This is a genomic window from Kineosporia sp. A_224 (assembly GCF_002198655.1).
Taxonomy (GTDB): Bacteria; Actinomycetota; Actinomycetes; order Actinomycetales; family Kineosporiaceae; genus R-H-3.
Genome location: NZ_MWLN01000197.1, coordinates 22489 through 35077, shown reverse-complemented (window position 1 = coordinate 35077; position 12589 = coordinate 22489). Strand labels below are relative to the sequence as shown.

The 12589-nt window shown below is 75.1% G+C and carries 13 protein-coding genes; 8 read left to right on the top strand and 5 right to left on the bottom strand.

What is annotated here, in order from left to right:
• Positions 1-21 precede the first annotated feature (21 nt).
• From EDJALFJO_RS22955 to EDJALFJO_RS22945, 3 genes are all read right to left on the bottom strand, one after another.
• Positions 22-1248 carry a cytochrome P450 gene (locus EDJALFJO_RS22955; protein ID WP_088288647.1) on the bottom strand — a complete coding sequence of 409 codons (1227 nt, stop codon included), beginning with the start codon at positions 1246-1248 and terminating at the stop codon, positions 22-24.
• 96 nt (positions 1249-1344) lie between these two features.
• Positions 1345-2088 carry a cache domain-containing protein gene (locus EDJALFJO_RS22950; RefSeq protein ID WP_088288646.1) on the bottom strand — a complete coding sequence of 248 codons (744 nt, stop codon included), beginning with the start codon at positions 2086-2088 and terminating at the stop codon, positions 1345-1347.
• Positions 2078-2839, bottom strand: a complete 762-nt coding sequence (locus EDJALFJO_RS22945) for a FadR/GntR family transcriptional regulator (RefSeq protein WP_088288645.1) — start codon at positions 2837-2839, stop codon at positions 2078-2080. The genes EDJALFJO_RS22950 and EDJALFJO_RS22945 overlap by 11 nt, the downstream gene beginning before the upstream one ends.
• Positions 2840-3009: 170 nt before the next feature.
• Here EDJALFJO_RS22945 and EDJALFJO_RS22940 point away from each other — a divergent pair, with 170 nt between their 5' ends.
• The 5 genes from EDJALFJO_RS22940 (at position 3010) to EDJALFJO_RS22920 (ending at position 8980) form a co-directional block, all read left to right on the top strand.
• Complete coding sequence (locus tag EDJALFJO_RS22940; protein ID WP_198950567.1) at positions 3010-4530, top strand: APC family permease; 1521 nt, start codon at positions 3010-3012, stop codon at positions 4528-4530.
• Positions 4531-4568: 38 nt separating this feature from the next.
• A complete protein-coding gene (locus EDJALFJO_RS22935) occupies positions 4569-6407 on the top strand; it encodes a putative nucleotidyltransferase substrate binding domain-containing protein (protein ID WP_158220534.1) in 1839 nt (612 codons plus the stop codon).
• Complete coding sequence (locus EDJALFJO_RS22930; protein ID WP_088288643.1) at positions 6404-7375, top strand: alpha/beta fold hydrolase; 972 nt, start codon at positions 6404-6406, stop codon at positions 7373-7375. Before EDJALFJO_RS22935 ends, EDJALFJO_RS22930 begins: the two co-directional genes overlap by 4 nt.
• 9 nt (positions 7376-7384) lie before the next feature.
• Positions 7385-8416: an MBL fold metallo-hydrolase gene (locus EDJALFJO_RS22925; protein ID WP_088288642.1), complete on the top strand. Its 1032-nt coding sequence runs from the start codon at positions 7385-7387 to the stop codon at positions 8414-8416.
• 144 nt (positions 8417-8560) lie between these two features.
• Entirely contained in the window at positions 8561-8980 is a 420-nt protein-coding gene (locus EDJALFJO_RS22920; protein WP_088288641.1) for a hypothetical protein, read from the top strand.
• Here the strand turns inward: EDJALFJO_RS22920 and EDJALFJO_RS22915 are convergent.
• Positions 8977-9552, bottom strand: a complete 576-nt coding sequence (locus EDJALFJO_RS22915; protein ID WP_088288640.1) for a TetR/AcrR family transcriptional regulator — start codon at positions 9550-9552, stop codon at positions 8977-8979. The genes EDJALFJO_RS22920 and EDJALFJO_RS22915 overlap by 4 nt on opposite strands.
• A 105-nt stretch (positions 9553-9657) precedes the next feature.
• Between EDJALFJO_RS22915 and EDJALFJO_RS22910 the strand changes: the two genes are divergently transcribed.
• The 3 genes from EDJALFJO_RS22910 to EDJALFJO_RS22900 are packed head-to-tail and all read left to right on the top strand — an operon-like array spanning position 9658 to position 11996.
• Positions 9658-10833 (top strand): acyl-CoA dehydrogenase family protein, encoded by a 1176-nt coding sequence (locus EDJALFJO_RS22910; RefSeq protein WP_088288639.1) that lies wholly within the window; start codon positions 9658-9660, stop codon positions 10831-10833.
• Between the two features lie 46 nt (positions 10834-10879).
• Positions 10880-11638, top strand: a complete 759-nt coding sequence (locus EDJALFJO_RS22905) for an SDR family NAD(P)-dependent oxidoreductase (protein WP_088288638.1) — start codon at positions 10880-10882, stop codon at positions 11636-11638.
• A 46-nt stretch (positions 11639-11684) separates the two neighbouring features.
• Positions 11685-11996: an EthD family reductase gene (locus EDJALFJO_RS22900; protein ID WP_088288637.1), complete on the top strand. Its 312-nt coding sequence runs from the start codon at positions 11685-11687 to the stop codon at positions 11994-11996.
• Between the two features lie 16 nt (positions 11997-12012).
• Here the strand turns inward: EDJALFJO_RS22900 and EDJALFJO_RS22895 are convergent, their stop codons facing one another.
• Entirely contained in the window at positions 12013-12552 is a 540-nt protein-coding gene (locus EDJALFJO_RS22895; RefSeq protein WP_198950566.1) for a DUF4334 domain-containing protein, read from the bottom strand.
• Positions 12553-12589: the final 37 nt, after the last annotated feature.

The following is a 12589-nucleotide window of genomic DNA, read 5'->3' as shown; positions in this document are numbered from 1 at the left end:
GCGGTGGGGCTCGGTGCGGGGTCAGGACTGCGGGGTGAACAGCAGCGGGAGCCGGTGCGCGCCGGTGTTGCCGGACAGCGGCATCCACTCCGCGCCCGGCCCGATCCGCAGGTCGGGCATCCGGCGCGCGAGGATCGGCAGCGCGACGGACATGTCCATCCGGCCGACGAAGTGCCCGAGGCAGTGGTGCGCGCCGCCACCGAACCCGAAGTGCGGGACCCGGCCCTCGGCGGTGATGTCGAAGGCGGGGTCGGCGAACGCGAGGGGGTCGGTCCCGGCGGACTCCGAGAAGAGGTGGACCGTCGTCCCGGCCTCGATCCGCAGCCCCTGGAACTCGAAGTCCGCCAACGCCTCCCGGGTCACCCAGGTCACCGTCGGGCTGACCCGCATGACCTCCTCGACCGCGGCCTTGCCGAGGTCGGGCCGCTGCGCGAGCAGCGCCCACTGGTCGGGGTGCTCGGCGAAGGTCTTCATCGCCAGCGCGAGCTGGTTGCGGGTCGTGTCGAAGCCGCCGAACACGAGCAGTGCCATCGAGTCGCGCAGCTCGGTCCGGCTGAGCCGCTCGCCGTCCCGCTGGGCGAGCACGAGGGTCGTCGCGAAGTCGTCGCGCGGGTTCGCCGTCCGGTCGGCGATGATCGCGTCGCAGTAGGCGAAGAGCCGGTCGAGGGCGTCCTCGATGCGCGGCAGCTCCTGGGCGAACGTCACGCCCATCGCGAGCCCGATCGTCGCCGAGACCTCGGCGATCGCCGGCCACTCCTCCTCGGGGATCCCCAGGAGCATCGCGACGACGCGGGCGGCGTACGGCTCGGCGAACTGCGAGACGTACTCGCACTCACCGGTCGCGGCGAACCCGTCGACGAGCTCGTTCGCCAGCGCGACGAACGTCGGCGAGAGCTCGGCGAGCGCACGCGGGGAGAACGCCGGGTTGAGCAGGCGGCGCAGCCGGGCGTGGTCCTCGCCCTCCATGTTGAGCAGCCAGCCCGCCCACCAGTCGGCGAACCGCCCCGTGACGCCGTTGTGCGCGGGCCACGCCCAGCTGCCCTGCCGCAGGCGCCGGTCCTTGATGAGCTTGTTGACCTCGTCGTAGCGCAGGACGGCGAGCCCGTAGGGCGTGCGGGCGCACCAGCCCTGCGCGCGGGCCTGCCGGACGGCGTCCGACTGCACCGAGAACGTGGGGTCCGAGACGGGCAGGTACGCGAGGTCGTCCCACGACAGCGGGGGCGTCGCGGCGGTGGGTGTCTGCGTCATGACGCCAAACCATTGACTTCATAGTTTTATTTGTCAAGGGGTTGACGCGCAGGCCCACGGACGGGCCGGGGGGTGCCGTCCGCACCGGACGGCGGGTCAGCCCGCAGCGGCGACGAGCAGGTCCCAGGGCAGGTCCTCGACGGCGGGGACGACCTCGAGCGGCTCCCCCGGCCCGCCGGGACGCACCCGGGCGCCGGTGGCGTAGTGCGGCGTGTTCGCGGTGACGACGCGGCTCTCGTGGTTGACGAGCGCGGCCCGGGTGCGGATCCGGCGGAGCACCGGCAGCAGCTCGGCCTCGAGCACCGCGAGCGGGACGTCGGCCCCCGCCACCCCGGCGAACACCCCGTCGACGACGACCGGCAGCGCGAACGTCAGCGCGAACCGGTCGGCGCCGCGGTAGTCGAAGTACGGGCCGCCGACCATCCGCCGGCGCTCGTCGCGCGGCACCCGGAACCACTCCATCTCGGGGTAGTCGTACGGGTCCTCGCTCGCCGGGTCGACGTCGAGCACGAGGGCGCCGTAGCGGCCGTCGCGGCCGCGCTGGCGCCACTCGAGGTACCGGTCGGCGTCCGCCAGCAGCCCGGGCTCGAGGACGACCCCGGCCCCGACGAGCAGCCCGTCGGCGCCCATGGCGGCGTCCGCGAGCGGGCGCAGCCCGGCGAGGTCCGCGACCACCGGCCGGCGGCCGGCCGCCGCGGCGGCCGCGACGATCCCGGCGAACGCGGTCGCGATCGGGCCCAGCTCGCCGAAGATCCGCTCGACCGGCGCGGCGAGCAGCGCGGCGACGGCCACCACGTCGCCGGCCGTCGCACCGCCGCGGCCCGGCCCGTCAACGACCACGCCCGCCACCTCCGTGCAGCTCGATCCGGGCCTCGATGAGCCGGTGCATGTTCTGCTCGACGTGCCGCTCGGCGAGGTCCCGGGCCAGTCCGGCGTCCTCCCGGGAGATCGCGAGGGCGATCGCGCGGTGCTGCTCGGCGGACTCGGCGGCGTGCCCGGCCGCGCTCGCGGCGCCCCACAGGAGCAGGCCGAGCTCGCCCTGGAGCGAGACCTCGCTGCGGGTGAGCCGCTCGGACGCCGCCGAGACGGCGACCTCGATGTGGAACCGGCTGTCCGCGCGCGTGCGGTCCCCGACGCCGGCGGCGGCGCCGATCCGCTCGGCGAGGGTGAGCAGGCGGCGGACGTTGTCCGTCGACGCCCGGGACGCCGCGAGCCGGGCGGCGGCGCCGGACACGGAGGCGAGCTCGTCCCCGGCGTCGCGCAGGTCGGAGACGCTCAGCGCGGACAGCCGCGAGCGCAGGTCGGTCTTCGTCGGGTCGCCGGGGGCCCGGATGAAGCTGCCGCCGTTGCGGCCGCGCCGGGTCTCGACGAGCCCCTGCTCCCGCAGCGAGGCGAGCGCCTCCCGCAGCGTGACCGTGGAGACCCCGAGCTGCGCGGCGAGCTCGGTCTCGCTCGGCAGCTGCTCGCCGTCCGCGAGCAGCCCGAGGGAGGCCGACTCGGTGATCCGCTGGACCACCGCCTCGGCCCGGCCGCCTGAGGTCAGCGGCGCGAAGACCGCCGTACGGGCGCTGACCCGCTCCCCAACCGCCACTGCCGTTCCCGCCCGTCGCCGTCGCCCCTGGAGGCCCCCCGGGAGAAGTTACCGGGACGCCTCGGGAAAGTCTTGTGCTGTGAACTATGAAGCAATAGGTTTTGCCGCCATCGCCGCCCGCGGCGTGTCCCGTCGCCGAGTCGACTCGGCCCGACGTCCTAGGAGCAGCGTTGAGCGACACCGCCGCGCACCACGACGAGGACGCCGCCCGGCTCGCGGCCCTCGGCTACACGTCCGAGTTCAAGCGCGACATGAGCCTGTGGGCGAACTTCTCGCTCGGCTTCACCTACCTCTCGCCCGTCGTCGGCATCTACTCCCTGTTCGGGCTCCTGCTGCCGGTCGCCGGCCCGCCGATGATCTGGTCCCTCGTCATCGTCGGCATCGGGCAGTTCCTCGTGGCGCAGGTGTTCAGCGAGGTCGTCGCGCAGTACCCGATCGCGGGCGGCGTCTACCCCTGGGCCCGCCGGCTCTGGGGCCGTCGCTGGGCGTGGATGGCGGGCTGGATCTACCTCGCCGCCCTGCTCTCGACGATCGCGAGCGTCGTCTACGGCGCCGGCCCGTACCTGTCGTTCGTCCTCGGCGTCGAGCCGTCGACGGCCGCGACGATCGCCTGTGCGCTCGGCCTCATCGTCTTCGCGACGTTCATCAACCTGGCCGGCACCCGGGTGCTCGCGCTCGCCGCGATCGCCGGCTTCGCGGCCGAGATCGTCGGCGCGCTCGCCGTCGGCGCCTGGCTGCTCCTGACCCACCGCGAGCAGACCCTGTCCATCTTCACGGACAGCTTCGGCGCCGGGGCCGGCAGCTACGTGCCGGCGTTCCTCGCGGCGAGCCTGCTCGGCATCTACCAGTACTACGGGTTCGAGGCCTGCGGCGACGTCGCCGAGGAGGTCCCCAACCCCGGCAAGCGGATCCCGACGTCCATGCGCCGCACCATCTACATCGGCGGCGCAGCGGCGATCTTCGTGACCATGGCGCTGCTGCTGTCGATCAGCGACTTCGGCGCGGTCATCTCCGGCGAGGACACCGACCCGGTCGGCACCGTCCTCGTGGACGCCTTCGGCGAGACCGGCACCCGCGTCGTGTTCGTCGTCATCCTGCTGTCGTTCATCTCCTGCGCGATGAGCCTGCAGGCAGCCGCGAGCCGGCTCACGTACTCCTACGCCCGCGACGACATGATCTTCGGCAGCCGGATCCTCAAGAAGTTCAGCCAGACCCGGCACGTGCCGCCGTACGCGATGCTCGGTGCGGCGCTCATCCCCGCGGCCATCGTCATCGGCTCGCAGTGGATGCCCGGCAAGGCCCTGACGCTCATCATCAGCTTCGGCTCGCTCGGCATCTACGTCGCGTTCCAGATGGTCGTCTTCGCGGCGCTGCGGGCCCGGGTCAAGGGCTGGCGGCCCTCCGGCGCCTTCACGCTCGGCAGCTGGGGCATGCCGGTGACGGTCGCGGCCCTCGTCTACGGCGTCTCGGCGATCTTCGTCCTCGTGAAGTACACGGCCGCCGCCGAGGGCGCCTGGTACGAGCGCTACAGCCTGGGCGTCTCGGCCGTCGTCGTCATCGCCGTCGGCCTCGTCTACATGCTCGTGAGCCGGCCGCACGAGCGCAGCGACGCACCGCACGGCGACGCGATCGACGCCGAGCTCAACCCGCTGGAGCACCAGCGGCGCGCCCGCCAGATCGAGAACCTCTGACCGACCGGCACCACCCGGACCCCCGCGGGGAGGCGGTCGTGCACGATGACCTCGTGCACGACACCGTCGCCTTCCTGCGGGGGTTCCCGCCGTTCGACGGCGCCCCGGACGACGCGCTGCGCGCCGTCGCCGCGGCGGTCGTCGTCGAGCACGTCCCCGCGGGCACCCTGATCGTCGCCGCCGGCGGCCCGGGCGACGGAGCGGTCCGGGTGCTGCGCACCGGGCACGCCGACCTGCTCGCCGACGGCCGCGTCGTCGACGTCCTCGGCGAGGGCGAGCTCGTCGGGCTGCCGTCCGCGGTCTCCGGGCTCCCGCCCGGGCTCGACGTCCGGGCCGCGGAGGACGTCGTCGCCTACCGGCTGCCGGCCGACGCGATCCTCCCGCTGCTCGCCGGCCGCAGCGGGCTGCGCTTCCTCGCGCGGACCGTGCGCGAGCGGACGCCGCCGGCGGGCACAGCGCCGGTGACGGACGGCGGGCCCGGGGCCGTGGGACCGCTGGCGCGGGCCGTCGTCGTCGCGGCGGCCGCCGACCCGCTGCGCGACGTCGTCGCGGCGATGCACGACCGGGACGCCTCGTGCGTCCTCGTGCGGACGGCGGACGGCCACCTCGGGATCGTCACCGACCGCGACCTGCGGACCCGGGTCGTCGCGACCGGACGGAGCGTCAGCGACCCCGTCGGCGAGGTGGCGACCGTACCGGCCGTCACCGTGGCGCCGGACGCGACGACGGACGACGCCGTCCTGGCGCTGCTCACCCACGGCTTCCGGCACCTGCCGGTCGTCGGGGCCGGTGGGGAGGTCCTCGGCGTCGTCGAGGACCGCGACCTGCTCGCGGCGCAGAGCCGGACGCCGGTGCGGCTGCGTCGCGCGGTGTCCCGCGCCGCGACGCCCGCCGCGCTCGTCGAGGCGGCCCGTGGGATGCGCCCGGCGCTGCTCGCCGCGGTCGGGGCGGGGATGCCGCCGGGCACCGTGACCGGCACCCTGGGCGCGCTCGTCGAGGCCGTCGTCGCCCGGGCCGTCGAGCTCCACGTCGCGGCCCGCGGCGTCCCGCCGGTGCCGTTCGCCTGGCTCGTCACCGGTTCCGTCGCCCGCGGCGAGGCGGTGCTGTCGTCCGACCTCGACTCGCTCCTCGCCTGGGAGGGCGACGACACCGACCCGGACGTCCGGCGCTGGATGCGCGGTCTCGCCGCCGAGGTGCTCACGACGCTCGGCGCGTGCGGGCTCGACCACGACGTCAACGGCGTCCGCGCCGACGACCCGCGCTTCTCCCGCTCGGTCGGCGCCTGGTGCTCGGCCGTCGCCGGCTGGGCCGGTGCGCCGACCGAGAACCAGGCCGAGATCTACCTCTCCGCGCTCGCGGACGCGCGCCCGGTCCGGGGGCACGCCACGTGGGCGCCCGTCTCCGGGGCCCTGCGCTCGGCGCACGCACGCCCCGCCGTCCGGGCGACGGCCCACCGGGTCGCGACGGCCCTGCACCCGCCCACCGGCTTCGTCCGCGGGCTCGTCATCGAGAGCGGCGGCGAGCACGCCGGCACCGTCGACCTCAAGCGCGGCGGCGCAGGTCCCGTCGTCGCCGCCGGCCGGTACCTCGCGACCCTGCTGCCCGCGCCGCCGGCCGGCACCGCGGCCCGGCTGCGGGCCGCCGCCGTCCACGGGCTGCTGCGGGACGACGAGGCGCGCGACCTCGCCGACGCGCTCCACGTCGTCCAGGGCACCCGGCTGCACCACCAGGCGGACCAGGTCCGGCGCGGTGACGCCCCCGACGACCACCTGCGCCCCGACGAGCTGACGACGCTCGAGCGGCGCGGGCTGCGCGACGCCTTCCGGGTCGTGGCCCGGGTGCAGCGGGCGCTGCCGCCGCCGGTGGCCCGGCCGTGAGCCGGCGCCCGCGGGCGCGCCGGGCGCTGCGCCGGGCGGGCGTCGTCGTCGCGGCCCTCGTCGTCGTCCTCACCGTGGTGTCGTGGGGCTTCAACCGGGTCACCGACGGGCCGTCCGCCCCACCGCCGGGGCTGACGTACGTGCGCACCGGGGACCTCATGACCCGGGTGTCCGTGCACGGCAGCACCGGTCCGGCCGTCGTCCTCGTGCCCGGTGCCGCGGAGAGCGCCGGCACCTGGGACGCCGTCGCGCAGCGGCTGTCCGCCGACCACCGGGTCTACGCCTACGACGTCGTCGGCTGGGGCTACACGCAACGGCGCGGTCCCTACGACCTCGACCACGCGACCCGCCAGCTGCTCGGGCTGCTCGACGCGCTCGGCCTCGAGCGGCCCGTGCTCGTGGGGCACTCCAGCGGCGCGGCGGTGGTCGTCGAGGCCGCACTGCGTGCGCCGCAACGGGTCGGCGGGCTCATGCTCCTCGACGGCGACGCGCTCGCGACCGGGGCCGGCGCCCGCAGCCCGGTGCGGTACGCCGTCCTGCCGCCCTACCGGACGACGCTCCTGCGGCTCGCCGTCGGCTCCGACGCCGTCGTCCGCGGCGTCTACGGCGGGCAGTGCGGGCCGCGGTGCCCCCGGCTCGACGCGGCCGGGATCGACGCGTGGCGGCGGCCGTTCCGGGTGGCGGGCGCGGAGGACGCGCTGTGGGCGATGCTCGACACCGGTGTGCTCGGGGTGCCGACGGCGCGGCTGTCGCTCGTCGCGCGGCTCGACGTGCCCAAGGCGGTCGTGTTCGGGGCGCAGGACGACGTCTTCCCGGCGGGGACGCCGCAGGAGACGGCCCGCCGGATCGGCGCCCCGGCGCCGCGGATCATCCCGGACGCCCGGCACCTCACGCCGGTGAGCGACCCGGACGCCGTCGCCGACGCGGTCACGGCCCTCACCGGCGGCGCCCCGGGCGACGGACCGTAGTCTCGCGGCATGCCCGGGACCACGCAGCAGGACTGGACGACGCCCGGGGCGCACCCCGTCTCCCCCGGCGTGCACCGGATCCCGCTGCCGCTGCCGCACGACGGGCTGCGCGCCGTCAACGTCTACGCCGTCGAGGACGGTGACGCACTGACGCTCGTCGACGGCGGCTGGGCGCTCGCCGAGAGCGAGCAGGCCCTGGAGGCCGCCCTCGCCGGGATCGGCCGCGACGTCCGTGAGGTGCGCCGGGTGCTCGTGACGCACGTCCACCGCGACCACTACACGCAGGCCGTCGCGCTGCGCCGCCGGGTCGGGGCGGCGGTGAGCCTGGGGACCGGCGAGCGGCCGGCGATCTCGGCGATCCTCGGCCGCAGCGGGGAACGGCTCTCGCAGCAGGTCTCCCTGCTCCGCCGCGCGGGTGCCGGCCCGGTCGCCGACGCGGTCGCGGCGCACGACCCGGGCCCGGTCGACCTCGAGAACTGGCAGCCCCCGGACACGTGGCTCGACGACGCCACGGACGTCGCGCTCACGGGCCGCACCCTGCGCGCCGTCGCGACTCCCGGCCACACCCGCGGCCACCTCGTCTTCCACGACGCGGCCGCCGGGCTGCTCTTCGCCGGCGACCACGTGCTCCCGCACATCACCCCGTCGATCGGCTTCGAGCCGCTGCCCGGGCGCTCGCCGCTGGCGGACTACATGGCCTCCCTCGCCCTGGTCCACGCCATGCCCGACGCCCTCCTGCTGCCCGCGCACGGCGCGGTCGCCGGGCCGGTCCACGAGCGGGTCGACGCGTTGCTCGCGCACCACGAGGAGCGTCTCGACGCGACGCTCGCCGCGCTCGCCGGCGGGGCGACCACCGCCTACGAGGTCGCCCGGATCCTCACGTGGACCCGTCGCGGCCGGGCCTTCGACGACCTCGACGTCTTCAACCAGATGCTCGCGACCCTGGAGACCTCGGCGCACCTCGAGCTGCTCGTCGACCGTGCGGTCGTGACGTCGAAGACCGACGACCCCGACGGGATCCGGCACTACCTGACCGTCTGACCTGCGAGCCACAACGCAACCGGAACCGCCGTCCGACAGCACGAACGCCGTCCGGGAGGCACTTCTGGTTGCGTTGTGGCGCCGTCGCGGACTCCGCGGCCCGGAGCCCGCAGCTCGTGACGCCGACGCCCCGGCATGCCTAGCATGGAGCTCTCGAAGGCGAGGTGGGTCATGGCGCTGCTGCTGTCGGTGCTGCTCTTCGTCGCGCTGTTCGCCCTCTTCGAGCTGCTCATCCCGCCGCGCCCGGCCTGGTCCCGGGTCGTCGTCGCGCACGGCACCCCGCCGGAGCCGGCCCCGCCGCGGGCGCCGGACCTCGGCGGGCTGCTCTCCCGGGAGGCCGTCCAGCGCCGGCTCGCCGCGCTCTCCGAGGAGCTCGTCCGGCTCGACGAGGACCGCTCGATCTTCGCCCGGGCCTTCCGGACGTACGTCGTCCAGGACGCCTACCGGGCCCTGCTCACGGACGCCTCGCGGCTGGCGAAGGTGCAGACGCTCGACCTCGGCGGGGTCACCGTGGACGAGGGGACTCCCGCCGCCCGCGGCCGCGCCGAGGTGCTGGAGCTCTAGACGGCCAGGCCGGAGAGCACGAGGTCGACGAGCTCGCGGTAGGCCTCGGCGTCCGTGAGGCCCGTCGCCGCCGCGACGTCGCCGCGCTGGATCGCCGTCATGACCTCGGTGACCGCGGCCCCGACGAACCCGGTGTGGGCCGGTCGCAGCGCCCCGGCGGCGACGCCCGCGGCGACGAGCTCCTGCACCCGGCGCGCGGCGTGCAGGGTGTTCTCGCGGTACACCTGCGCGGCCGGGGCGGACGCAGCGAGGTCGCGATGGAAGGCCTGCGTCGCCGGGTCGAGCTCGGCGGCGACCCCGTCGAGGTAGAGCCGGATCCGGGTCACCGGGTCCTCCGAGGCCGCGACGCGGGCCTCGATCCGCTCGGCCGCCCGCCGGAAGAAGCTGCGGACCGTCGCCACGACGATCTGCTCCTTGCTCGACGCGACGAGGTACAGCGTCGTCTTCGAGCAGCGCAGCCGCTCGGCGAGGTCCGCCGTGCTGAGCCCGGCGAACCCCTCCCGCAGGAACAGGTCGGTCAGCTCGGCGAGCAGCTCCTCGCGACGGACGTCGAGGCGCGTCGAGGAGGGCACCCCCGGAGGATACCGGTCGAGTACCAGAACGGGTACGTTGGTACTCACTCCGGTATCCAGTGCCCAGCATCCACCGCCCGGTACCCGTCGCGTCGAGAGGCCCTCATGCCCGGCTCCCCGCTCGTCCGGACCTCGGAGGAGGCCGACCTGCTGCAGCTCGTCCGCACCCTCGTCGAGCGTGAGCTCCGCCCCCGGGTCGCGCAGGACGAGGCCGACGAGCGCTTCCCGCGCGACGTCTTCGCCACGCTCGGCCGGGCGGGCCTGCTGGGCCTGCCGTACCCCGAGGAGCACGGCGGCGGCGGGCAGCCGTACGGGACCTACCTCCAGGTCCTCGAGGAGCTCGCGACCGTGTGGTCGAGCGTCGCGGTCGGCGTCTCGGTGCACGCCCTGGCCTGCTTCCCGCTCTTCGCGTACGGCACCGACGAGCAGCGGGACCGCTGGCTGCCGGACATGCTCGGCGGCGACCTGCTCGGCGCCTACTGCCTCTCCGAGGCGCACGCCGGCTCCGACCCGGCCGCGATGCGCACCCGTGCCGTGCGGGACGGCGTCGACTACGTCATCACCGGCGCCAAGGCCTGGACGACGCACGCCGGCCACGCGGACTTCTACACGGTCATGGCCCGCACCGACGAGGGCCGCCGGGGCATCAGCTGCTTCCTCGTGCCGGCCGGTTCCCCCGGGCTGTCCGCCGACCCGCCCGAGCGCAAGATGGGTCTCACCGGCTCGACGACCGCCACGATGCGGTTCGACGGCGTCCGGGTGCCGGCCGACCGTCGGATCGGCGCCGAGGGCGACGGGCTGTCGATCGCGCTGGCGGGGCTCGACTCGGGCCGGCTCGGGATCGCCGCCGTCGCCACGGGACTGGCCCAGGGCGCGCTCGACGTCTCGCTCGCCTACGCCCGCGAACGCGAGGCGTTCGGCCGGCCCGTCGTCGAGCACCAGGGCCTGGCGTTCCTCCTCGCGGACATGGCCGCCGCCGTCTGGTCGGCCCGGGCGACGACGCTGGCCGCCGCGCGGCTGCGCGACGCCGGCCTTCCGTTCGCGACGGAGGCGAGCATGGCCAAGCTCGTCGCGACCGACAACGCGATGCGCGTGACGACGGACGCCGTCCAGGTGCTCGGCGGGGCGGGCTACACCAGGGACTTCCCCGTCGAGCGCTACATGCGCGAGGCGAAGGTCATGCAGATCTTCGAGGGGACCAACCAGATCCAGCGGATGGTCGTCGGCCGGGCCCTCGCGGCCGGCCCGTCGACGGCGATCCGTACGCTGCCGAACGCCTGACCGCCCACCGACAGACCCACCAGACGACGACGCCCAGGAGCCGACCGTGCAGCTGACCGACACCGCAGCCATCGTCACCGGCGGGGCCTCCGGCCTCGGCGCCGCGACCGCGGCGGCCCTCGCCGCCCAGGGCGCGCGGGTCTTCGCGCTCGACCTCGCCGACGCGCTCGGGAAGGCCCCTGACGTGACCGGCGTGACCTACCTGCCGACCGACGTCACGTCGGCCGAGCAGGTGGGCGCGGCGGTCGCGACCGCGGCGTCGGCGGGCGTCCCGCTGCGCACCGTCGTCAACTGCGCCGGGATCGGGCCGTCGCAGCGGATCCTCAGCCGGGGCAACGTCCACGACGTGGGCCTGTTCGCGAAGGTCGTGCAGATCAACCTCGTCGGCACGTTCACCGTGCTCGCCACCGCGGCGCAGGCGATCGCCGAGACCGGGCCCGACGAGCACGGCCAGCGCGGCGTCGTCGTCAACACCGCGTCGATCGCGGCCTACGAGGGCCAGATCGGCCAGGTCGCCTACGCGGCGTCCAAGGGCGGCGTCGTCGGGCTCACGCTGCCGGCCGCGCGCGACCTCGCGCAGTACGGCATCCGGGTCTGCACCATCGCCCCCGGCATCGTCGAGACCCCGATGCTCGCGACCGTCTCCGACGAGTTCCGGGCCGCGCTCGCCGAGTCCGTGCCGTTCCCGAAGCGGCTCGCCCTGCCGTCGGAGTACGCCCGGCTCGTGCTCGCGATCATCGACAACGACTACCTCAACGGCGAGGTCGTCCGGATGGACGGGGCGCTCCGCATGGCGCCGCGCTGATCCGCACCGCATGCTGGACGGGACGACGAGGTCGAGGAGGACCGGCATGATCAAGGTGAGCGTGCTCTACCCGTACGCCGAGGACCAGCCGTTCGACATGGACTACTACCTCGGCAGCCACATGCCGATGGTCGCCGACCGCCTCGGTGACGCGCTCAAGAGCTCGTCGGTCGACCAGGGCGTCGCCGGCGGCGGGCCGGGACAGCCGCCGCCCTTCGCCGCCGTGGGCCACCTCGTCTTCGAGTCCGTCGAGGCCTTCCAGACGGCGTTCGGGCCGCACACCGCCGAGATCATGGGCGACATCCCGAACTACACCGCGACGACGCCGACGATGCAGATCAGCGAGATCAGGCTCTAGCACCCGACCGGCGGGGTCAGCGCTCCCGGCGCAGCAGGAAGACGAACGGCTGCGGCAGCCCGCGCTGGTCCATGACCCCGATCACGGTGTCGTCGTCGACCCGGCGGAACACGTCGTGGATCGGGTGCGCGTCGTAGCACATGGTCGCTGTGAGGACGCCGCGGTACTCGGTCATCCGCAGCCGGGCCGCAGGCCGGGACGTCGTGACGAGCGGCAGCAGCAGCCGGAACGCCCCCGCCACCCCCGGCAGGAACGCCGTCCGCGGCCGGACCGCGAGCAGCCCGACCGGCATCAGCGCGGGGTTGACGCTGCGCAGGCCGCCCGACGTGCGGAAGACGAGCGGGTGCACGTCGTCCGGGCCGTCGAACCGCTTGCCGTACCAGCCGAACCGCTCGAGGACGCCGTCCATCGGGTGACCGGTCTCGACACCTTCGCCGCGCCAGCGGCCGAGCATCTCCTCGACGGTGACCGCGGGCAGCGAGTCGAAGTACCGCAGGCCCTCGGCGGTGCTCCGCCGGGCGCGGACCTGCTCGATCGTCGGCGTCACGTCAGTCACCCGGCCAGCGTCGCACGCCGGTCCCGCACTGTCACCG

Bases quoted from the DNA above. Each gene is read 5' to 3' on its own strand.
- EDJALFJO_RS22910 (WP_088288639.1), top strand. From the start codon at position 9,658: ATGCCCGGCTCCCCGCTCGTCCGGACCTCGGAGGAGGCCGACCTGCTG.
- EDJALFJO_RS22920 (WP_088288641.1), top strand. From the start codon at position 8,561: ATGGAGCTCTCGAAGGCGAGGTGGGTCATGGCGCTGCTGCTGTCGGTG.
- EDJALFJO_RS22955 (WP_088288647.1), bottom strand. From the start codon at position 1,248: ATGACGCAGACACCCACCGCCGCGACGCCCCCGCTGTCGTGGGACGAC.
- EDJALFJO_RS22925 (WP_088288642.1), top strand. From the start codon at position 7,385: ATGCCCGGGACCACGCAGCAGGACTGGACGACGCCCGGGGCGCACCCC.
- EDJALFJO_RS22900 (WP_088288637.1), top strand. From the start codon at position 11,685: ATGATCAAGGTGAGCGTGCTCTACCCGTACGCCGAGGACCAGCCGTTC.